The 21,553-nt window shown below is 68.6% G+C and carries 19 protein-coding genes; 10 read left to right on the forward strand and 9 right to left on the reverse strand.

The features are described 5' to 3' along the window. Window positions 1–121: 121 nt before the first annotated feature. Window positions 122–925: an EAL domain-containing protein gene (locus DCN14_RS18285; protein ID WP_096504933.1), complete on the reverse strand. Its 804-nt coding sequence runs from the start codon at window positions 923–925 to the stop codon at window positions 122–124. Window positions 926–1,300: 375 nt separating this feature from the next. Here DCN14_RS18285 and DCN14_RS18290 point away from each other — a divergent pair, with 375 nt between their 5' ends. Genes DCN14_RS18290 through fahA form a run of 5 tightly spaced genes read left to right on the forward strand, consistent with a single transcriptional unit; the run spans window position 1,301 to window position 7,258 of the window. After that, the gene (locus tag DCN14_RS18290; protein ID WP_096504931.1) at window positions 1,301–2,977 is read left to right on the forward strand and encodes an FAD-dependent oxidoreductase; all 1,677 of its coding nucleotides are present in this window, start codon (window positions 1,301–1,303) and stop codon (window positions 2,975–2,977) included. A 41-nt stretch (window positions 2,978–3,018) separates the two neighbouring features. Then, window positions 3,019–3,249 (forward strand): DUF2783 domain-containing protein, encoded by a 231-nt coding sequence (locus DCN14_RS18295; protein ID WP_096504929.1) that lies wholly within the window; start codon window positions 3,019–3,021, stop codon window positions 3,247–3,249. Further along, window positions 3,246–4,607 (forward strand): MFS transporter, encoded by a 1,362-nt coding sequence (locus DCN14_RS18300; protein ID WP_096504927.1) that lies wholly within the window; start codon window positions 3,246–3,248, stop codon window positions 4,605–4,607. Before DCN14_RS18295 ends, DCN14_RS18300 begins: the two co-directional genes overlap by 4 nt. 15 nt (window positions 4,608–4,622) lie before the next feature. Beyond that, on the forward strand, window positions 4,623–5,957 hold the full coding sequence (hmgA, locus tag DCN14_RS18305) for a homogentisate 1,2-dioxygenase (protein WP_096504925.1): 1,335 nt from the start codon (window positions 4,623–4,625) through the stop codon (window positions 5,955–5,957). Beyond that, entirely contained in the window at window positions 5,954–7,258 is a 1,305-nt protein-coding gene (fahA, locus tag DCN14_RS18310) for a fumarylacetoacetase (protein WP_096504923.1), read from the forward strand. The genes hmgA and fahA overlap by 4 nt, the downstream gene beginning before the upstream one ends. A 135-nt stretch (window positions 7,259–7,393) precedes the next feature. Here fahA and DCN14_RS18315 read toward each other — a convergent pair whose 3' ends face one another. The 6 genes from DCN14_RS18315 to DCN14_RS38035 all read right to left on the reverse strand — a co-directional run bounded on the left by DCN14_RS18315 (window position 7,394) and on the right by DCN14_RS38035 (window position 13,564). Then, window positions 7,394–8,554: an MFS transporter gene (locus DCN14_RS18315; protein ID WP_096504921.1), complete on the reverse strand. Its 1,161-nt coding sequence runs from the start codon at window positions 8,552–8,554 to the stop codon at window positions 7,394–7,396. Between the two features lie 108 nt (window positions 8,555–8,662). Next, window positions 8,663–9,832, reverse strand: a complete 1,170-nt coding sequence (locus DCN14_RS18320; RefSeq protein WP_096504919.1) for an MFS transporter — start codon at window positions 9,830–9,832, stop codon at window positions 8,663–8,665. Window positions 9,833–10,101: 269 nt separating this feature from the next. Continuing rightward, window positions 10,102–10,887 carry a 5,6-dimethylbenzimidazole synthase gene (gene bluB / locus DCN14_RS18325; RefSeq protein ID WP_096504917.1) on the reverse strand — a complete coding sequence of 262 codons (786 nt, stop codon included), beginning with the start codon at window positions 10,885–10,887 and terminating at the stop codon, window positions 10,102–10,104. A gap of 118 nt (window positions 10,888–11,005) precedes the next feature. Beyond that, window positions 11,006–12,004 (reverse strand): 2-hydroxyacid dehydrogenase, encoded by a 999-nt coding sequence (locus tag DCN14_RS18330; protein ID WP_096504915.1) that lies wholly within the window; start codon window positions 12,002–12,004, stop codon window positions 11,006–11,008. Between the two features lie 30 nt (window positions 12,005–12,034). Beyond that, a complete protein-coding gene (locus tag DCN14_RS18335; protein ID WP_096504913.1) occupies window positions 12,035–13,018 on the reverse strand; it encodes a LysR family transcriptional regulator in 984 nt (327 codons plus the stop codon). A gap of 228 nt (window positions 13,019–13,246) precedes the next feature. Further along, window positions 13,247–13,564 carry a hypothetical protein gene (locus DCN14_RS38035; protein WP_162826224.1) on the reverse strand — a complete coding sequence of 106 codons (318 nt, stop codon included), beginning with the start codon at window positions 13,562–13,564 and terminating at the stop codon, window positions 13,247–13,249. 206 nt (window positions 13,565–13,770) lie between these two features. On the opposite strand from DCN14_RS38035, the gene DCN14_RS18340 reads away from it, so the two are divergent. Beyond that, window positions 13,771–14,982 carry an alanine--glyoxylate aminotransferase family protein gene (locus DCN14_RS18340; RefSeq protein WP_096505113.1) on the forward strand — a complete coding sequence of 404 codons (1,212 nt, stop codon included), beginning with the start codon at window positions 13,771–13,773 and terminating at the stop codon, window positions 14,980–14,982. 70 nt (window positions 14,983–15,052) lie between these two features. On the opposite strand, the gene DCN14_RS18345 is transcribed toward DCN14_RS18340, so the two are convergent. Then, the gene (locus tag DCN14_RS18345) at window positions 15,053–15,988 is read right to left on the reverse strand and encodes an AraC family transcriptional regulator (protein ID WP_096504911.1); all 936 of its coding nucleotides are present in this window, start codon (window positions 15,986–15,988) and stop codon (window positions 15,053–15,055) included. Between the two features lie 133 nt (window positions 15,989–16,121). On the opposite strand from DCN14_RS18345, the gene DCN14_RS18350 reads away from it, so the two are divergent. The 3 genes from DCN14_RS18350 (at window position 16,122) to DCN14_RS18360 (ending at window position 18,401) form a co-directional block, all read left to right on the forward strand. After that, entirely contained in the window at window positions 16,122–17,012 is an 891-nt protein-coding gene (locus DCN14_RS18350) for an EamA family transporter (protein WP_096504909.1), read from the forward strand. Window positions 17,013–17,132: 120 nt separating this feature from the next. After that, window positions 17,133–17,798, forward strand: a complete 666-nt coding sequence (locus tag DCN14_RS18355; RefSeq protein ID WP_096504907.1) for a hypothetical protein — start codon at window positions 17,133–17,135, stop codon at window positions 17,796–17,798. Window positions 17,799–17,807: 9 nt separating this feature from the next. Continuing rightward, window positions 17,808–18,401, forward strand: coding sequence for an RES family NAD+ phosphorylase (locus DCN14_RS18360; protein ID WP_096504905.1), 594 nt, complete (start codon window positions 17,808–17,810; stop codon window positions 18,399–18,401). Between the two features lie 27 nt (window positions 18,402–18,428). Here DCN14_RS18360 and DCN14_RS18365 read toward each other — a convergent pair whose 3' ends face one another. Then, window positions 18,429–19,643 (reverse strand): MFS transporter, encoded by a 1,215-nt coding sequence (locus DCN14_RS18365; protein ID WP_096504903.1) that lies wholly within the window; start codon window positions 19,641–19,643, stop codon window positions 18,429–18,431. A gap of 349 nt (window positions 19,644–19,992) precedes the next feature. Here DCN14_RS18365 and xdhA point away from each other — a divergent pair, with 349 nt between their 5' ends. Further along, window positions 19,993–21,552 (forward strand): xanthine dehydrogenase small subunit, encoded by a 1,560-nt coding sequence (gene xdhA / locus DCN14_RS18370; RefSeq protein WP_096504901.1) that lies wholly within the window; start codon window positions 19,993–19,995, stop codon window positions 21,550–21,552. The last annotated feature ends 1 nt before the right edge of the window (window position 21,553 follow it).

The following is a 21,553-nucleotide window of genomic DNA, read 5'->3' on the forward strand; positions in this document are numbered from 1 at the left end:
CGCTTGACAGCCGACGAACCGGCCGGCATCGAGCCGCGAGCGACGAAGCGCACCGGCGCCCCGGCCGCCGAATCCACCATCGGGCCTGCGGCCCCACGCACGCGTCTGCCGCTCCCCGCAATCAGGCCGTGACGACCTTCGCGAATACCGGCCCCTGCATGAACCGCACGTCGTGCTGGCGCAGCAGTTCGCACTGCGTCTCGTCGACGACGCCGTCGAAAATCAGCGGAATCCGCACGCGCTGCGCATAGGCGACGAGCGCCTTGACCATCCCGTCGCGCAACGCGATGCCTGCATCCATCTTGATGTAGTCGGGCCGCGCCATCTCCGATTCGACCGCGAGGATCCGGCCCGGGTCGGGCAGCTTGTCCGCGACCTTGAAGCCGTGATGCTGGTAGCTGCGCGTGAGATACCCGAGGAAGGTCTTGTGCGCGACCGCGACCGCCGGCAGCTCGATCACGATCCGCTCGGTCGGCAGCCCGAAGCGCTGCAGCACCGACGAGAAATGCTTGCCGTGGTCGTACTTCACGCTCTTGAGCAGCCGCTCGTGCACGCGCAGGAACAACAGCCCGTGGCGCTGCGCGCCGAAGAAGTTGATGGCGTGCAGCGCGCGCGACAGCCGGTCGATCGCGACCAGCGTCTGGTCGTCGATGGCCGAGTCGACCGGGTCGTGCGGGGCGCCCGTGACCAGCGTGACGGCCTGGAAACCGAGTTCGTCGCCGTAGCGCTCGATCGCGTCGGCGAACGACGTCGACTGCGGCACGCCGGGCATCGTCACGTCGTAGATCGGCTCGTAGGCGCTCGCGAGCATGCGCTCGGGCAGATTCGCGCACGCGGTGCCGCCGTCGGCAAGCGCGAGGTGTTCCCGCAGGTAAGGCAGTTGCCCGGCACGGGCGACCAGCTCGGGGATGGTGGGCGGAATCATCGGCGTGAAAAGGAAAAATGGCGGCCGAAAGGGGCCGCCTCATATCTTGATATTAGCAGCGCGCGCCGCGCTCGGCTTGGCGTTTCACTCATAACGTTATCCCGTCCCTGGACCGATGGCTAGGGTTTACGTTTATTTCACTATTCGTAATTGGTTTTACTATTCGTAAATCCAAGATTTGACGCCGATCAGGAAACGCGGCGTTCGGGCGCCCCGGAATGGCGCCGTTCCGATTCGAATCAACAGGAAGCAAGGAGCGAGACGTGGCGGTTGACTGGAAGTGGACGCAGAAGGGCGGGCAGGGGCGCGGGACGAACCCGGGCGCGACGGTGAAGCAGCGTGCGCCGGCGCGCGCGCGGCAGGGTTGAGCAGCGGATGGCGACCATGAGCATCGATTACCAGACGCTGAAGTTCGAATACCGGGCGCGCGCGGCGCGAGCCGGCGGCGAGGACGCGGCCGTGCACCCGGTGATCGTCGTCGGTGCGGGCCCGGTGGGCCTGTCGGCCGCGATCGATCTGGCGCAGCAGGGCGTGCCGGTCGTGCTGCTCGACGACGACGACACGCTGTCGACGGGCTCGCGCGCGATCTGCTTCGCGAAGCGCACGCTCGAGATCTTCGACCGGCTCGGCTGCGGCGAGCGCTTCGTCGACAAGGGCGTGAGCTGGCACGTCGGCAAGGTGTTCCTGCAGGACGAGCAGCTGTACGCGTTCGACCTGCTGCCCGAGGAAGGGCATGCGCGCCCCGCGTTCATCAACCTGCAGCAGTACTACGTCGAAGGCTATCTGGCCGAGCGCGCGTTCGCGCTGCCGAACATCGACATCCGCTGGAAGCACAAGGTGACGGACGTCGCGCAGTCGGCGGAACACGCGGCGCTGACCGTCGAAACGCCGGAAGGCATCGAGACGCTGCGCGCGCGGTACGTGATCGCGGCCGACGGGTCGCGCAGCCCGATGCGCGCGGCGATGGGGCTGGAGAGCCGCGGCCGCACGTTCAAGGACCGCTTCCTGATCGCCGACGTGAAGATGAAGGCGGAGTTTCCGACCGAACGCTGGTTCTGGTTCGATCCGCCGTTCCACCGCAACCAGTCGGTGCTGCTGCATCGCCAGCCCGACAACGTGTGGCGCATCGACTTCCAGCTCGGCTGGGACGCCGATCCGGTCGCCGAGAAGCAGCCGGAGCGGGTGATCCCGCGCGTGCGCGCGCTGCTCGGGCCGGAGGTCGAGTTCGAGCTCGAATGGGTGAGCGTGTACACGTTCCGCTGCCAGCGGATGGATACGTTCCGTCACGGCCGCGTGCTGTTCGCGGGCGATTCCGCTCACGGCGTGTCGCCGTTCGGCGCGCGCGGCGCGAACAGCGGCGTGCAGGACGCGGACAACCTCGCCTGGAAGCTGAAGCTCGTGCTCGACGGCCGCTCGGACGACCGCCTGCTCGACACTTATGCCAGCGAACGCGAATTCGCGGCCGACGAGAACATCCGCAACTCGACGCGCTCGACCGACTTCATCACGCCGAAGAGCGCTGTGTCGCGCGTGTTCCGCGACGCGACGCTGAAGCTCGCGCGCGACTGCGAGTTCGCACGCAAGCTCGTGAACAGCGGCCGCCTGTCGGTGCCGGCCGTGCTCGCCGATTCGCCGCTGAACACGCCGGATCGCAGCGGCGACGCATTCGCGTGCGCGATGCGCCCGGGCGCGGCGGCGGCCGATGCGCCGGTGCGCGCGCAGGGCGCGTCCGGCTGGCTGCTGCAGCATCTGGGCGACGGTTTCGCGGGCGTGCTGTTCGGGCTGCCGGGCGATGCCGCCGCGCTCGCGCAGGCGCTCGACGGCCTCGCGCTGCCGGTGCGGCCCGTGCTGGTGGTGCCGGCCGGCCACGCGCAACCGGTGCCCGGCGTCGACGTGGTGGAGGACGTCGACGGTTTCGCCGCGCAACGCTACGACGCACAGCCCGGCACGTTCTATCTGCTGCGCCCCGATCAGCACGTGTGCGCGCGGACGCGCACGCTCGAACGCCAGGCAATTGCCGACGCCCTGGCGCGCGCGACCTGCGCATGCTGAGCACGGCATCGAACACGACAACGACACCGGAGACACCCGTCATGCCCCGACTCGATACCCGCCCGCGCCTGGCCGATCCGGACGCGTTCTACGAAGCGCTGATCGACATGCATCGCGACCTGTCCGACGCGGACAGCCAGCTCGTCAACGCGAAGCTGATCCTGTTGCTCGCGAACCAGATCGGCGATGCCGACGTGCTGCGCGAGGCGATGGCGCTCGCCCGGCAGGGCGTGACGCCGCCCGCGCATCCGGCCGCCGAGGTCGTGCAATGAGCGCGGCGCCGGCCGACACGCGCGTGCTCGAAGTCGAGCACGTGATCGACGAGACCCATCGCCCGGGCTTTCACTGGATGCTGCTCGTGCTGTGCGGGCTGTGTCTCGTCATCGACGGCTTCGATGCGCAGGCGATGGGTTACGTCGCGCCGAGCGTGATCGCCGAATGGGGCGTGCCGAAGCAGGCGCTCGGGCCCGTGTTCAGCGCGAGCCTGTTCGGGATGCTGCTCGGCGCGCTCGGGCTGTCGGTGCTGGCCGACCGGATCGGGCGGCGCCCGGTGCTGATCGGCTCGACGCTGTTCTTCGCGGTGACGATGCTCGCGACCCCGTTCGCCGGTTCGATCCCGGTGCTGATGGCGCTGCGCTTCGTCACCGGCCTCGGCCTCGGCTGCATCATGCCGAACGCGATGGCGCTGGTCGGCGAGTTCAGCCCGGCCGCGCATCGCGTGAAGCGGATGATGATCGTGTCGTGCGGCTTCACGCTCGGCGCCGCGCTCGGCGGCTTCATCAGTGCCGCGCTGATTCCGGCATTCGGCTGGCGCTCGGTGTTCTTCATCGGCGGCGCGGTGCCGTTCGTGCTGACGATCGCGATGCTCGCGCGGCTGCCCGAGTCGCTGCAGTTCATGGTGCTGAAAGGGCGCGACGCGCAGGCACGCGACTGGCTCGCGCGCTTCGCGCCGCAGGCCGGCATCGACGCGAACACGCGGCTCGTCGTGCGCGAGCGCGCCGCGAGCGGCGCCCCGGTCGCCGAGCTGTTCCGCCACGGCCGGCTGCCGGTCACGCTGCTGCTGTGGGCGATCAGCTTCATGAACCTGATCGATCTGTACTTCCTGTCGAACTGGCTGCCGACCGTGATGCGCGACGCGGGCTATTCGCCCGGCACCGCCGTGATCGTCGGCACGGTGCTGCAGACGGGCGGCGTGCTCGGCACGCTGTCGCTCGGCTGGTTCATCGAGCGCTACGGCTTCGTGCGCGTGCTGTTCGCCTGCTTCGCGTGCGCGGCCGTCTCGGTGGGGCTGATCGGCTCGGTCGCGCATGCGCTGCCGTGGCTGCTGCTGGTCGTGTTCGCGGGCGGGTTCTGCGTGGTCGGCGGCCAGCCGGCCGTGAACGCGCTCGCGGGCCAGTATTACCCGACGTCGCTGCGCTCGACCGGCATCGGCTGGAGCCTCGGCATCGGCCGGATCGGCTCGGTGCTCGGGCCGCTCGTCGGCGGACAGCTGATTGCGCTGAACTGGACCAACGGCGCGCTGTTCCATGCGGCCGCGGTGCCCGTGCTGTGCTCGGCGCTGTTCGTCCTCGGCCTGGCCGGCGTAACGCGGCGAAGCGGCGCGCAGGCGCCGAACGCCGCCATGAATTGATGGAGAAACGAAACGATGACGCTTGACCTGTCGAAACCGGCGAGAGCCGGCTACCTGAGCGGTTTCGCGAACGAATTCGCGACCGAGGCGCTGCCCGGCGCGCTGCCGCACGGCCGCAATTCGCCGCAGCGTGCGCCGTACGGCCTGTATGCGGAGCAACTGTCGGGCACCGCGTTTACCGCGCCGCGCGGGCACAACCGCCGCTCGTGGCTGTACCGGATCCGGCCGGCGGCCGTGCATCGGCCGTTCGAGCCGTTCACGGGCGTGCAGCGGCTCGTGTCGGAATTCGGCGATTCGGCCGACGTGCCGCCGACGCCGCCGAACCAGCTGCGCTGGGATCCGCTGCCGATGCCGGTCGAGCCGACCGATTTCGTCGAAGGGCTCGTGACGATGGCCGGCAACGGCTCGGCGGCCGCGATGAACGGCTGCGCGATTCATCTGTACGCGGCGAATCGCTCGATGCAGGACCGTTTCTTCTATAGCGCCGACGGCGAACTGCTGATCGTGCCGCAGCAGGGGCGGCTGTTCATCGCGACGGAATTCGGCCGGCTCGACGTCGAACCGTTCGAGATCGCGGTGATCCCGCGCGGCGTGCGTTTTTCCGTCGCGCTGCCGGACGGCGAGGCACGCGGCTATATCTGCGAGAACTTCGGCGCGCTGCTGCGTCTGCCCGACCTCGGCCCGATCGGCTCGAACGGGCTCGCGAACCCGCGCGACTTTCTGACGCCGCAGGCGGCTTACGAGGATCGCGAAGGCGCGTTCGAGCTCGTCGCGAAGCTGAACGGGCGCCTGTGGCGCGCGGACATCGGCCATTCGCCGTTCGACGTCGTCGCGTGGCACGGCAACTACGCGCCGGTCAAATACGATCTGCGCCTGTTCAACACGATCGGTTCGATCAGCTTCGATCACCCGGATCCGTCGATCTTCCTCGTGCTGCAGTCGCAAAGCGACACGCCGGGCGTCGACACGATCGACTTCGTGATCTTCCCGCCGCGCTGGCTCGCGGCCGAGGATACGTTCCGCCCGCCCTGGTTCCACCGCAACGTCGCGAGCGAGTTCATGGGGCTCGTGCACGGCGCGTACGACGCGAAGGCTGAAGGCTTCGTGCCGGGCGGCGCGAGCCTGCACAACTGCATGTCGGGCCACGGGCCGGACGCGGACACGTTCGAGAAGGCGTCCGCGGGCGACACGACGAAGCCGCACAAGGTCGATGCGACGATGGCGTTCATGTTCGAAACCCGTACGCTGATCCGGCCGACGCGCTACGCGCTCGACACCGCACAGCTGCAGGCCGACTACTTCGAATGCTGGCAAGGCATCAAGAAACACTTCAATCCGGAGCAGAGATGAGCGATACCCAAGACTGGCGCGCGACGCTGGACCCCGCCCGCAAGAGCTGGCTCGACACGGCGAACGATCCCGCCTGCGATTTCCCGATCCAGAACCTGCCGTTCGGGATCTTCAGCGATGCGAAGCAGTCGGCCCGTCGTGCGGGCGTCGCGCTCGGCGACCAGATCGTCGATCTCGCCGCGCTCGCGCATGCGGGCCTTGTGACGGTGCCGGCCGGCGCCGATGCGTTTGCCGCGCCGACGCTCAACGCGTTCATCGCGCTCGGCCGCGATGCGTGGCGCAGCGTGCGCGTGCAGCTGTCGGACCTGTTTTCGCGCGACAACGCTCGGCTGCGCGACGACGCCGCGTTGCGCGCGCAAGTGCTCGTCGCGCAGCGCGACGCGACGCTGCATCTGCCGGTCGACATTCCCGGCTATACCGATTTCTATTCGTCGAAGGAGCATGCGACCAACGTCGGTTCGATGTTCCGCGATCCGAAGAATGCGCTGCTGCCGAACTGGTCGGAAATGCCGATCGGCTACAACGGCCGTGCGTCGTCGGTGGTCGTGAGCGGCACGCCGGTGCGGCGTCCGAACGGGCAACTGAAGCTGCCCGATCAGGAGCGCCCGGTGTTCGGCGCGTGCCGCAAGCTCGACATCGAACTGGAAACGGGTTTCATCGTCGGCCAGGGCAACGCGCTCGGCGAGCCGATCGCATGCGAGGATGCCGAAGCGCACATCTTCGGGATGGTGCTGCTGAACGACTGGAGCGCGCGCGACATCCAGCAGTGGGAATACGTGCCGCTCGGCCCGTTCAATGCGAAGACTTTCGCGACGACGATCTCGCCGTGGATCGTCACGCTCGACGCGCTCGAACCGTTCCGCGTCGCGCAGCCCGAACAGTCGCCGCAGCCGCTCGCGTATCTGCGGCACGCGGGCAAGCACGCGTTCGACATCGCGCTCGAAGTGACGCTGCGCGCGGAAGGGGCCGCCGAAACGACGTCGATCTGCCGCACCAACTTCAAGCACATGTACTGGACGATGGCGCAGCAGCTCGCGCATCACACCGTTGCCGGCTGCAACACGCGCGTGGGCGACCTGATGGGTTCGGGCACGATCAGCGGGCCGACCAAGGATTCGTTCGGCAGCCTGCTCGAACTGACGTGGAACGGCAAGGAACCGCTCGCGCTGAACGGCGGCGGCAATCGCGCGTTCATCGAGGACGGCGACGAGCTCACGCTCGCGGGCTGGTGCCAGGGCGACGGCTATCGCGTCGGCTTCGGCGCGTGTGCCGGCAAGATCCTGCCGGCACGCAGCGCGTAACCGGCCGCGGCGCGATACGTCGCGCGCGATTCGCCGGAGCAGGGCGGCCCGCATTGCGCAGGCCGTTTTTGTTTGGCCGGTGGGCGGCGTCGATATGCCGATACGTCGACTGTCGCGCGCCGACCTGCGCCGGCATCAGACCGCGCGCCGCAGCGCGGTGCGTCGTTCCCACAGCGCGGCCGCGACGAACGCGGCGACGCACACGACCAGCACGCCGACCAGCGCGTTGCTGCCCAGTTGCTCCATCAACGCGCCCGCCACCAGCGGGCCGCCGAAGCTCGCGGCGCTCCACGACGCCGACACGAGCGAGCTCGCGGTGACGAGCGCCGAGCCGCGGAAGCGTTCGCCGCACGCGACGAGCGACAGCGTGTAGATGCTGCCGGCGGCCGCGCCGAGCACGAACAGCAGCGGCCAGCACAGCCACGGATTCGCGATCACCAACGGCAGCAGCGGCAGGCCCGCGAGCACGATCCAGCCGGCGCCGAGATGCACGCGTTCGCGCCCGAGCTTGTCCGCGAGCCAGCCGATCGGGAATTGCATCGCGGTATCGCCGAACAGCATGATCGATGCGAGCAGCACGGCGGTCGCGCTCGCGACGCCGTGATCCATCGCGTAGAGCGGCAGCAGCGACAGCGCGAGCGTATCGAACAGCGCGAAGAAGCCGGTGCCGATGATCAGCGCGGGCATGCGCGGCAGCACGGCGAGCCAGCTGTCGTGCGCTTCGTGATGCGCATCGTCGCCGGCGAGCGGCGCGCGCCGGATCGTCGCGAGCGTCGGCAGCGCGAGCAGGAACAGCGCGCCGCAGAGCGCAAAGCGGATGCTGGTCGCGCCGGCGATCTGGCTGACGAGCACGGGGCCCGCCATCTGGAACAGCGTGAAATTGGTCGCGTAGATCGCGACCACGCGGCCGCGCGTCGAATCGTCGGCGAGCTGGTTGACCCACGCCTCGCCGATCGTAAACAGCAGCATCAGCGCGGCGCCGCACAGCACGCGCAGCACGCCCCACACGATCAGGTTCGACGTGAACTGCATCAGCGCGGTGGCGGCGGCGAGCAGCACGACGGACACGACGATCGCGCGGCGCGCGCCGATGCGCCGCGCGAGCGCGGTGACGAACGGGACGATCGCGAGGCCGCCGAGCGCCTGCGCGGCGGTCAGCATGCCGACGACGTTGGTGCCGTGCCCGGCCTCGGTCAGCGCGAGCGCGGTGAGCGGCAGCGTGGCGCCGGTTCCGAGACCGACTACCGCGACGCTCAGGATCAGCGCGAGGAAATCACGATTGAGAATGGCTTTCATCGGCCGCGATGCTACACCGCGGGCCCTGAAAGGTCCATGAAGGCCATCAGCATCGAATGGCGTTGTGCGCGCAACGAACGCCGCGGCGCGCGAGCGGGGCGCCGCGCATCAAATGTATTCGGTCGGCGCGGCCACCGGGCGGCGTTCGAGCGAGGCCGACCACAGCGTGAGCGCGAGCGCGGCGACGGCCATCGCGGTGCCGACCCACGGCAGGTTCACGAGCGACACGCCGGAGCCGATCGCCACCCCGCCGAGCCACGCGCCCGTCGCGTTGCCGAGGTTGAACGCGCCCTGGTTCAGCGTCGACGCGAGGTTCGGCGCGTCGCTCGCGCGATCGACGATCATGATCTGCAGCGGCGGCACGATCGCGAACGCGAGGATGCCCCACACGAAGATCGTCGCGAGCGTCGCGAACGGCATGTGCATCGTGCCGGCGAACAGCGCGAGGACGATGCCGATCAGCGCCAGCGTCGCGATCAGCGACGGCATCCGGCGCCAGTCGGCGAGCTTGCCGCCGAGCGTGCCGCCGACGGTCAGGCCGAGGCCGAACAGCAGCAGCACGTAGGTGACCTGGTGCGGCGAGAAGCCGGTCACGTCCTCGAGGATCGGCGTGATGTAGGTGAACACGCTGAACAGGCTCGCGGACGCGAGCACGCTGATGCCGAGCACCATCAGCACCTGCGGATGCTTGAGCACGCTGAATTCGCGCGTGATGCTGGTGTCGGGCATCGCGAGGTGCTTCGGCAGGCAGACCGCGAGCGCGGCGGCCGCGGCGATGCCGATGCCGGTGACGGCCCAGAACGTCGCGCGCCAGCCGTACGCCTGGCCGAGTGCGGTGCCGAGCGGCACGCCGAGCACGTTCGCGAGCGTGAGGCCGGTGAACATCAGCGCGATCGCCTGCGCGCGGCGGTTCGGCGCGACGAGGTTGCTGGCGACCACCGAGCCGATCCCGAAGAACGCGCCGTGGCAGAACGCGGTGACGACGCGCGCGGCCATCAGCACCGTATAGCCGGGCGCGATCGCGCAGAACAGGTTGCCCGCGATGAACAGGCCGATCAGTCCCATCAGCGCGCGCTTGCGCGGCATCTTCGCGGTGACGATCGCGAGGATCGGCGCGCCGATCGTCACGCCGAGCGCGTAGCCCGACACGAGCATCCCGGCGGCCGGAATCGACACGCCGAGGTCGCGGGCGACGTTGGGCAGCAGCCCCATGATCACGAACTCGGTGGTACCGATTCCAAAGGCGGCGACGGCAAGGGCGAAAAGAGGTAAAGGCATCGCGGTGGCGGGCTACGGAAAGAGCCGCTGCCGGGACCGGCGCAGGATGCGCGGGACGGGCGGGCGGAGGACATCAGCCGCGATTCTACTTCAGTGAAAACCCCTATGCTTGGGGCCAAAACGGATGTTGTCGGCGTGCGACGAAAACGCGGCTGCGGTGCGCCACAGTGTGGGATTTCGCCGGGTTCAGGCGGGTATCGGTCGGGTATGTCGGGTCGGAACGAAGCCGGCGAGCCGGCCTCGGCGCATATCGCAGGCGGTTCGTCCGGCTAGCGGCCGGGTAGGGCCGCGTTCGGTACGGCGACGGGGGCTTCGTCGGCTGAGGCGATCTTGGGCGACGGCGACGATCCGGTTATGACCGTGGACACGGTGGGCGCGGTGGTCGCGGCTGCCGCGCAATCGGAGGCGGTGGAGGTGGCCGGCGCGTCCCAGCCGTTTTCGAACAGGCACGCTTCGATCGGCATCCGCGCGGCCCAGCGTTCCTCCTCGAGCATCGGCTTCGCGTAGAACGCGTCGACGTGGCCGACGCACAGCACGGCGATCGGCTTCGCGCCGGCCGGCATGCCGAGCAGCGTGCGCAACGCATCGACGTCGAACAGCGACACCCAGCCCATCCCGAGCCCTTCGGCGCGCGCGGCGAGCCACATGTTCTGGATCGCGCACGCGGCGGACGCGAGATCCATCTCCGGCAGCGTGCGGCGGCCGAACACGTGGCGCTCGCGGTCGTCGGTCAGCGCGACGACCAGCAGTTCGCCGCATTCGCGCACGCCCTCGACCTTCAGCCGCATGAATGCGTCCTGCCGTTCGCCGAGCGCGTCGGCGGTCGCGCGGCGCTCGGCCTCGATCAGTGCGTGGATCGCGGTGCGCAATGCGGGATCGGTGATGCGGATGAAGCGCCACGGCTGCATGAAGCCGACGCTCGGCGCGTGGTGCGCGGCGCGCAGCAGCCGCGCAAGCGTGGCCGGATCGACCGGCGCCGGCGTGAAGTGGCGCATGTCGCGCCGTTCGAAGATGGCACGGTAGACCGCGGCGATGGCGGAGTCGTCGAAACGCATGGGCGGCGCAAGCAGGGAGAAATCCGCGCAACGATAGCAGACGCCGCGCGCGCGGCGTTACTTCAGTCGAAACAAAATGACGGATCGTTGACGGATCGCGTATGCCGAACGGGGTGAGTCAGCGGCCCGGCGTGACGACGTTGGTCGGCGCGCCCGCGTGCCACGCCTCGATGTTCAGCAGCGTCGTGTGCGCGATTTCGGCGAGCGCCTCGCGCGTGAAGAACGCCTGGTGCGACGTGACGATCACGTTCGGGAACGTCAGCAGGCGCGCGAGCACGTCGTCCTGCAGCGGCAGGTCGGAGTGATCCTCGAAGAACAGGCCGCTTTCCTCCTCGTACACGTCGAGCCCGAGATGGCCGAGCTGGCCGCTCTTGAGCGCATCGATCAGCGCCTGCGCGTCGACGAGGCCGCCGCGCCCCGTATTGATCAGCATCGCGCCGTGCTTCATCCGCGCGAGCGTCTGCGCGTTGATCAGATGGTGCGTCGACGGCAGCAGCGGGCAGTGCAGGCTGACGATGTCGGCATGGCGCAGCAGTTCGTCGAGCTCGACATAGCGCGCGCCGAATGCGATCAGTTCTTCGTCGTGCGGCGGCATCGAGTGCGCGAGCACGTGCATCCCGAAGCCCATCATGATCTTCGCGAACACGCGGCCGATCAGGCCGGTGCCGATCACGCCGACGGTCTTGCCGTGCAGGTCGAAGCCGAGCAGGCCGTTCAGCGAGAAGTCGCCTTCGCGGGTGCGCGCCACCGCGCGCGGCAGCCGGCGATTGAGCGCGAGGATCAGCGCGACCGCGTGTTCGGCGACCGCATGCGGCGAATACGCGGGCACGCGCACGACCGCGATGCCGAGCCGTTCGGCGGCCGCCAGGTCGACGTGGTTGAAGCCGGCCGAGCGCAGCGCGATCAGGCGCGTGCCGCCGTCGGCGAGCCGTTCGAGCACGGCCGCGTCGACGGTGTCGTTGACGAACGGGCAGACGACGTCATAGCCGTGCGCGAGGATCGCGGTTTCCGCGTCGAGGTGCGAGGGCTGGAAGTGCAGCCGATAGCCGAACTGCCGGTTGGCGGCGGTAAACGAGTCGTCGTCGTACTGCCGGCTGCTGAACAGGATCACGCGCATGCTGCACCTCCGATGGCTGTCGGGGGCAGTTTACTGCAGGCCCGTGACGATATCGGCGCGATCGGGGCCGCGCGGCGGGCGCAGGAAATCGTAGCTCGTCCGCTCGCGCGCCGCCTGCACGCCGAAGTGCTCGAGCGCGTGCTCGACGAAGCTGCGCGTGCGAGCCGGCACATATTGGCGATTGGGATACACGAGCGACAGTTGCGCGTCCGGGTCGTCGATCCGGTAGCCGGGCAGCAGCCGCACGAGGGCGCCGCTCGCCAGTGCGTCGGCGACGCACGATTCGGGCAGCATCGCGATGCCCGAGCCGGCCGCGGCGGCGGCCTGCACGAGCGCGAGCTGATTGACCGTGCAGGTCGGGCGCAGCGTGACCGAATGCGTGACGCCGTCATGGCCGACGAGCCGCCACGCGGGCGCATGCTGATGCGGGGCGAGCGCGACCCAGTCGTGGCCGGGCAGGTCGTCGGGGCTGCGCGGCTCGCCGCGGCGTTCGAGATAGGCGGGCGCCGCGCATGCGACGAACGGGTTCGGCGTGAGCGCATGACCGATCAGCGTCGGGTTGCCGTCGAGCCGGTTGCCGGTGACGATGCCGACGTCGTAGCCCGAATCGAGCACGTCGAGCGGCCCTTCGGCGACGGTGAGCTGCACGCGCAGTTCGGGGTAGCGGTGGCGGAAGCTGCTGACGAGCGGCGTGAGCGCCGGCGGCGACAGCAGGCCCGACGCGACGACGCGCAGCGTGCCGGCCGGCTCACGCACCGCATGCGCGACCGACGCCTCGAGGTGGTCGAATTCCTCGAGCAGCGCACGGCAGCCGTCGAGGTAGCGCAGCCCCGCCTCGGTCAGCGACAGGTTGCGCGTGGTGCGGTGGATCAACCGCGTATTCAGGTGCGACTCGAGCATCGCGATCGAACGCGTGACGAGCGCATTGGACACGCCTAGATGGTGCGCCGCGCGCCGGAAGCTCTGCTGCTCGGCGACGCAGACGAACACACGCATGGTCTGAATCTGGTTCATGGCTCGCGTATTTCTGGCCCGGTTGATTGATTTATGGTTGTGATTTTTCGTCGCCCGCCCTGGAAAACCGTCGCGCGACCCCGGTTCTCGTTCGTATCGAAAAATCGATTTTTGATTCCGCAGACGATTGTTCATGACGGAAGCGATATCCGTCAACCTGAGAAAAGGGGCGGGTTGCGGAAAATCGAAATCGCAGGTATCGGTTAAACGGCGCCAGGCCGCGCGGGCTCAATGACGATAGCGGAGGACGTATTGGGGGTGCGCACGGGTTGGTTGAATATTTCTCATTAAAAACAGTCTGTTGGATGTAATTTCGTGCAGCCGTGTGCGGTAATGGGTGAAATCGGTCACCAATAGATGCCGTGATAATGGATGTTTTTTGGCGTCCCGGTTTTCGCGGGCCGATTGCCGCTGCGCGATTTTTATCGTGATGCCGGATATTGCGGTCGGTAGATGTGTGGCGCTCAACGAGCGGCATCGGGGAATCGTCGCGATATTGCCGGAGTAAATCGCGCGGATCGAACCGCAAATGGAACCGATTCGCATGCGGACCGCGATTCCCGGTCAATGCGAAATGCAATCGCGCGGCGCGTGCGCGGCTGCTGGCCCGGTCCGCCGACCGGGCCAGCGTCACGCTGTCCGGCCGTGCGTGCCTCTTGCGCGCAGCCGCGGAACGCGGAATGATCGATCAGTTCGCCGTGCCGTGCGGCGGGCGACGTCCCGGCGTTTTCTTCCTTCCATTTTTGCCAGCCATGTCCATCGATTACTCGCCGATTCCCTGTCCCGTCGTCGTGCCGCTCGACGCGATCCTGCCCGAAGAACCGCTGCTGATGATGGGCGCCGGCCCGGTTCCGATCCCGGCCGCCGTCGCGAAGGCGAACACGATCGTGATCAACCACCTCGGCGCGACGATGGCGAAGATCATCGAGCAGGTGAAGGAGATGGCGCGCTACGTATTCCAGACCCGCACGAAGTGGGTGCTCGGCGTCGCCGGCCCCGGTTCCGCCGCGATGGAAATGGCGATTTCGAACCTCGCATGGCGCGGCACGCGCGTGCTGTCGATCCGCAACGGCTTCTTCAGCGCGCGGATGGCCGAAATGGCCACGCGCGTCGGCGCCGACGTCGCGATGCTCGAAGTGGCCGACCGCTCGGTCGCGAGCCTCGACGAGATCGCCGACGCGATCGCGCGCGAGCGGCCCGAGATCGTCACGATCGTGCAGGGCGAGACGTCGAACACGGTGTGGAACCGCGACCTGCGCGACATCGCGGCGCTCGCGAAGGCGGCCGGCGCGCTGGTCGTCGTCGATGCGGTGTGCACGCTGTCGACGATGCCGCTCGAGATGGACGCGTGGGGCATCGACGCGGTGATCACGGGCGGTCAGAAAGGGCTGTCGTCGATCCCGGGCGTGTCGCTGATCGCGTTCTCGGATGCCGCATGGGAGCGGATGAAGCATCGTCCGGAGCCGAACGCGCACTGGTGCCTCGACATGGCGCTCGCGGAGAACTTCTGGCACAACGCGGGCTATCACTACACGGCGCCGGTGTCGGGCGTGCTCGCGCTGCACGAGGCGCTGCGGCTCGTCTGCGCGGAGACGCTCGAAAGCCGCTTCGCGCGCCATCTGCGCTGCTCGCTCGCGCTGCAGTCGGGCGTCGAGGCGATGGGGCTCACGCTCTATGCGCCGAAGGATTGCCGGCTCAATTCGGTGGTCGGGATCGAGACCCCGGAAGGGCTGACGCCGGGGATGGTTTGCGGCCATATCTCGAAGCAGTACCAGGTCGAGATCTCGGGCTCGTTCGGTCTGCCGATCGTGCGGATCGGCCAGATGGGCGAGCAGTGTCGCGAACACAACCTGTTCCGGACGCTGCATGCGTTCGGCCGCACGATGGTCGACCTGAAGGTGCCGGTCGACCTGCCGGCCGGCGTGGCGGCGCTGGAGCAGGAACTGTCGCGGCGCGGCGCGTAGCGCGTAAACGGGAAGAAGGGCGTGCCGGGTGCGCTTCGCGCAGCCAGCCGCGGCAACCGGCGTGCGGCGCTCAGCCGCCCTGCATCGCGCGCCGGTACGCGTTCGGCGTCGTGCCGTGCGCGTCGCGAAAGCGATGGCTGAAGTGGCCGGCATTCGCGTAGCCGCATTCGGCCGAGACCTGCGCGAGCGGCAGCGACGTCGTGCGCAGCAGCAGGCGCGCCCGCGCGAGCCGCTGCTCGGCGACCCACGCATGCGGCGCGCGGCCGAACGACAGCCGGAACATCCGCGAGAAGTGGTATTCGGACAGCGCGGCGACGTTCGCCAGTTCGCCGAGCGTCAGCGGCTGCGACAGGTAGCTGTCGATATAGTCGCGCACGCGGCGGCGCACGGCCGGCGCGAGCCCGCCGCGGAACGGCACGTCGGTGCGCGTCGTGCTCTGGCCGCGCAGCAACTGGCTCAGCACGTCGTGGGCGGCTTCGTTGACGCGTAGCCGCCCGTCGGCATCGTCCCAGCGCTCCAGCGCGAGCGACCGGAACTGCGCCGCGACGCGCGCATCCTCGAAATAGGTGCGATCGGCGAGCTTCAGCTCGCGCGGTTCGCGATCGAGCTCGCGGATCGCGCGCTGCGTGAAGTGCTCGGGCAGGAAGTACAGGTGGATGAAGTGCATCTCGCCGCGCACCCACCAGCGCGATTCATGGTCGCCCGGCAGCGCGCACAGCAGGCTCGGCGCGCCGTAGCGCTGCACGCGCTCGCGCTCCGTCCGGTAGCCGCCGTCGAGATAGCACGACAGCGTGTGGTGGCCGGGCTGCTCGTAGATCGTTTCGCTTTCGTCGGTGATGCGCGTCCATTCGGCGATCGCGAGATGGTCGCCGAGCCACGCGAAGCGCTCGAGCGTCGCATTCGCCTCGGCGAGCGTCCGGCACACCGACTGCAGGCCGAACGGCATGGCGCCGCCGGCCAGGGCGGCGGCGGGATCGACGGGCGGGGCGTGCAGGGGCGAACTCATGATGCGCCGAGTATAAGCGCGTGCGCGACGCGCCGTGCGGCGGGCCGAAAAAGACCGCAATTCCGGACAATCCGCGCGGGCGGGGCGGCCGCATAGTCGGCGTCCGTTTCACTCGTTTCGCTGCATCGCCGCCATGAACCTGTCGCTTTATTTCGTCACCGTGCTGATCTGGGGCACCACCTGGATCGCGATCAAGTGGCAACTGGGCGCCGTGCCGCCGCCCGTGTCGATCGCGTGGCGCTTCTGGCTTGCGGCCGCCGTGCTGTTCGCGCTGCTGCGCGTGATGCGCCGGCCGGTCCGCCCGCCGCGCGAAGCGTGGCGCTACCTCGTCGCGCAGGGCTTCGCGCTGTTCTGCCTGAACTTCCTGTGCTTCTATTACGCGGAGCAGGTCGTGCCGAGCGGGCTCGTCGCGGTGATCTTCTCGACCGCGCCGCTGCTCAATTCGATCAACGGCCGGCTGTTCATGGGCCGACCGCTGCGGCCGTCCGCGATCGCCGGCGCATTGCTCGGGCTGACCGGCATCGCGTGCCTGTTCTGGCAGCAGATGGCCGGCCATCTGAACGATCACGCGACCTGGACGGGCCTCGCGATCGCGTTCGCGGGCACGATGTGCTTCTCCGCCGGCAACCTGCTGTCGAGCCGGATGCAGTCGATGGGGCTGCACCCGCTCGCGACCAACGGCTGGGCGATGCTGATCGGCGCGGCGATCCTGACGGTCGGCAGCGCGGTGGCCGGGATGCCGTTCATGATCGATCCGAGCCCGCGCTATCTCGGCGCGCTCGTGTATCTCGCGGTGCCCGGTTCGGTGATCGGCTTCACCGCGTACCTGACGCTCGTCGGCCGGATCGGGCCGGAGCGCGCCGCGTACTGCACGGTGCTGTTCCCGATCGTCGCGCTGGCGGTGTCGACGGTGTTCGAGGGCTACCAGTGGTCGCCGCTCGCGGTGGTCGGGCTGCTGCTCGTGCTGGCCGGCAATCTCGTTGCGTTCGATCTGACGCGGCGGCTGTTTTTGCGGGCGGCCTGAGCTGGCATGACGCGGGCCGCCGCACGGCATGGCCCCGGGGTCATCCGAAATGGTTGACTCGGTTGACTTGGTTTAGATTCGAGGCTAGGCTGGATCCTCCGGCTGTGTCAGGAGGTGAAGATGGCCACGCACGCTCATGCGCTTGAAGGCGCGGATGCGATTCTCGATGTCGAGACCGAGGAGGCACTGCGCAGTGCCGTGGGCGCCGCAACCATGCTCGGCCCGGATCGCGCCCGTGCGCTGCTCAGGCTGTCGGACGAGCAACTGGGGCACCTGTTCAAGGTGGGCATCGCACAGGTCATCGATCTGGCCGGTACGATCACGTTCGGCATCGCGGCGGCCGCGACGCGCGACAGGAAGCCGTCCGGCCGGAAGAAGGGCGCGACGGATACGCGCACCGGTGTCGCCGTCGCCGATCTGGAGCGGTGCGCACAGGCCGAACGCCACGTGCTGGTTGCGGACGGCAAGCTATTGCCGGCCGCGCAAACCTGGACCGGGCTCGGCATGACGCGGCAGGCGCTCAGCAAGGCGGTGGCATCGGGGCGCATTTTCACGGTCGATGTCGGAACCGCGCAGTACTACCCAGCGTTCTATCTGGCGGGCAATATCGACCGCAAGGTGCTGGGGAGGGTGACCCAGCGTCTCAGCGGCTTGCCCGGATGGAGCAAATGGCAGTTCTTCACGACGCCCAAGGCGTCCCTCGGCAATGTCACGCCGCTGGTGGCGCTGTCCCGCGGGAAGGTGGACGAGGTCGAGCGTGCCGCCACGGCGTTCTCGGAACGCTAGGAGGCGTATTTGCTGACGGCGCCGGGGGAACATTTCGCGAGTGCGACGCTGGCAACCCGCGAGGTGGAGCCGACGGCGCTGGTTCGCATTTCGCGATACGCGACCGGCGAGCCGTACTTCGGCAAGTCGGGCGGCAACCGCTTCGACGATCCGCGCAAGCGGCGGCGGTACGGCACCAGCTATTTCGGTTTCGATCTGCATTGCGCTTTCGCCGAGACGGTGCTGCACGACGAAGTTGCGGATCTGGTGAAGGGCGGCTTTCCGCTCGTGACGACCGAACTCGACCGCTACGTGCTGTCATTTGACGGCGCGCCGTTGACCGTGGCCGTCCTGCACGGCTTGTCGCTGAAAAACCTGGGTGGCGACGGCGCGTTGTCGACCATCGTGCCGTATGGCGTTCCGCAGCAGTGGTCGCTTGCCGTATATCGGCATCACCGGCGGGTCGACGGCTTTCTATACATGTCACGCCATCTCAATACGTCGGAGGCACTCGTGCTCTTCGATCGTGCCGCCCCCAAGCTCTCGCTCAAGGACGCCGTTCCGTTCCGGCGTCATCCTCAAGCCGTCCGCGTGTTGCAGGACTTCAACGTGTTGCTGCGCTGAACGGCGTTGCTTCCGTGGCGACGCGGCTCAAGCCGCCGCGCCGCTCCCCTCGACCCGCGCCTGCCGCTGGTACAGCACCATCGACAGCGCCACGCCGGCCGCCGCGGCCACGGCCGCGAACAGGAACACCTGCGGATAGCCGAACGCGCCGGCGACATAGCCGGCGAGCGGGCCCGTGATGCCGAGCGACAGGTCGAGGAACACCGAATACGCGGAGAGCGCCGCGCCGCGGCTCGCCGGCGGCACCAGCGCGACGGCCTCGACGCCGAGCGCCGGGAAGATCAGCGCGAAGCCGAAACCGGTCAGCGCGGCGCCGATGAGCGCGACGTGCGGCACGGGCGCGAGCCACAGCAGCACGAGGCCCGAGCATTCGAATGCGAACGACACGATCGCGACGCGGAAGCCGCCGTACGTCTTGATCGTGTTCGCGAACAGCAGGCGCGCGCCGATGAACAACGTGCCGAACACGGTCAGCGACAGCGCGGCGTTCGGCCAGTGGCGCGCCGCGTAGTACAGCGTGACGAAGGTCGCGATCGAGCCGAAGCCGGCCGAGCCGAGCGCGAGGCCGAGGCCGTGCGGCAGCACGCGGGTGAACACGCTCGCATACGACATCCGTTCGCCGTGCACGAGCGGCACGGAATCGATCATGCGCGCGAGATAGAAGCCGATCGCGGCGAGCGCGATCACGATCACGCCGATCAGCGCCGGATTCAGCGTATGCGCGATCGCGACGCCGACCGGCGCGCCGAGTGCGAGCGCGCCATAGGTGGCGATGCCGTTCCACGAGATCACCTTCGCGTTGTGCGTGACACCGACCCGGCCGATGCCCCACAGGATCGCACCCGTGCCGCACAGGCTCTCGCCGACGCCGAGCACGAGCCGGCTCGCGACCAGCAGCACGAGACTCCCGACCGGCCAGTGCGCCAGCAGCAGCGCGACGAGCAGCAGCACGCCCGAGATGCCGCAGCCGATCAGCCCGCGCAGCACCGTCTGCTTCGGGCCGAGCGTATCGGCGAAGCGCCCGGCGAGCGGCCGGGACGCGAGCGTCGCGAAATACTGGACGCTGATCGCGCCGCCCGCGACGATCGCGGAAAAACCGAGGTCGTCATGGACGAAGCCCGGCAGCACCGCGAGCGGCAAGCCGATGGTCAGGTAGCAGATGAACGTGAAGCAGACGACGGACACGATTTGCAGCGTGACGGCGAACCCGCTGCGCGGCGGTGTGGCGGAATCGGTGGACATGGGGTCTGAACGAATGAGCGAAACGAAACGGAAGGCGGCGAAAAACGGAATCGGGATTTTCCCATGGAACCGGTTTTGCTGCATGTACCGTTTAGTTAATGAAGGCCCGTTTTAATCGGCGACAGATCGGTGGCGGACCCATGCGGACGCGCGTGAAAACCAGGCGGGGCAACGCGCGGCGGGCGCGCCCGGCGGCCCCGGCGCGCATATCGCGGCAGTTATATGGGCCTCATGCGTGATGGGCTATGGGTTGCGGAATTTGATGGTGATAGCGTGCAAACTGTCAGAAAGACGTCGGTCGAGCGCTGAGCGCAGGCCGCCTTGCCCCCACTTGAAGAATGATAGAGACATGAGTGAGCCGATCCGCTTCTACCATCGTCACGCAGTCCGCGAAGTCAGCGGCGCGGACGTCACCCGCACCGTGCTGCAGTATCTGCGCGAGGACGCGCACTGCACCGGCACCAAGGAAGGCTGCGCGGAAGGCGACTGCGGCGCGTGCACGGTCGTCGTCGGCGAGCTGACCGACGCGGGCACGGTCGCGTTCAAGGCCGTCAACGCGTGCATCCAGTTCCTGCCGACGCTCGACGGCCGTGCGTTGCTGACGGTGGAAGACCTGCGCCAGCCGGACGGTTCGCTGCATCCGGTGCAGCAGGCGATGGTCGATTGCCATGGCTCGCAATGCGGGTTCTGCACGCCCGGCTTCGTGATGTCGATGTGGGCGCTGTACGAGAAGCATGGCCACGAAGGCTGCGGCAGCGCGTGCGCGAAGGCGAAGGACGTGCCGACGCGCACCGAGATCGCCGATGCGCTGACCGGCAACCTGTGCCGCTGCACCGGCTACCGGCCGATCGTCGACGCGGCGGTGCGCATGTTCGACGCGACCGGCGAAGGTGCGCCGCAGCCGTCGGCGACGGTCGACACGGCCGTGCTCGCCCGCACGCTCGCGTCGCTCAAGCGCGACGACACGTTCGCCTACACGACGGCCGACGGCGCGCAATTCGCGGCGCCGCGCACGCTCGACGCGCTGGCCGCGCTGAAGGTCGAGCGCCCCGCCGCGCGGATCCTCGCCGGCAGCACCGACATCGGCCTGTGGGTCACCAAGCAGATGCGCCGGCTCGACGACCTGATCTACGTCGGCCAGATCGCCGAGTTGCAGCAGGTCGTGCACGGCGACGACTGGATCGAGATCGGCGCGGGCGTGACGGTCGAAAAGGCGTACGCGGCACTTGCCGGCACGTATCCGGAGCTGACCGAGATGTGGAAGCGCTTCGCGTCGCTGCCGATCCGCAACGCGGGGACGATCGGCGGCAACGTCGCGAATGGCTCGCCGATCGGCGACTCGATGCCCGGCCTGATCGCGCTCGGCGCGCGGGTCGTGCTGCGCGGCGGCGACACGGTGCGCGAGCTGCCGCTCGAAGCGCTCTACACGGGCTATCAGCAAAAGGACATGGCGCCGCACGAATTCGTCATCGGCGTGAAGGTGCCGACCCGCACCGGCGCGCGCGCGAAGCTGCAGTTCCGCACCTACAAGCTGTCGAAGCGGTTCGACTCCGACATCTCGGCCGTGTGCGCGGCGTTCGCGTTCATCGCGGACGGCGACCTGGTGCGCGAGCCGCGCATCGCGTTCGGCGGGATGGCCGCGACGCCGAAGCGCGCGACCCACACGGAAGCCGTGCTCGACGGCGCGCAGTGGCACGAAGCCACCGCGCAGGCCGCGATGCAGGCGCTCGAGCGCGACTACCAGCCGCTGTCCGACATGCGTGCGACGAGCGCGTATCGCCTCGATACCGCGAAGAACCTGATGATCCGGTTCTGGCTGGAGACGCGCCCGCACGATCCGCTGCCGCCGCAGGCGCTGAGCGTGCGTGAAGTGGCCGCCGAAGTTGCCAGCGACGCGGCGCGCGTCTGAC

The sequence above is a fragment of the Burkholderia sp. IDO3 genome, assembly GCF_003366075.1.
GTDB lineage: Bacteria > Pseudomonadota > Gammaproteobacteria > Burkholderiales > Burkholderiaceae > Burkholderia > Burkholderia anthina.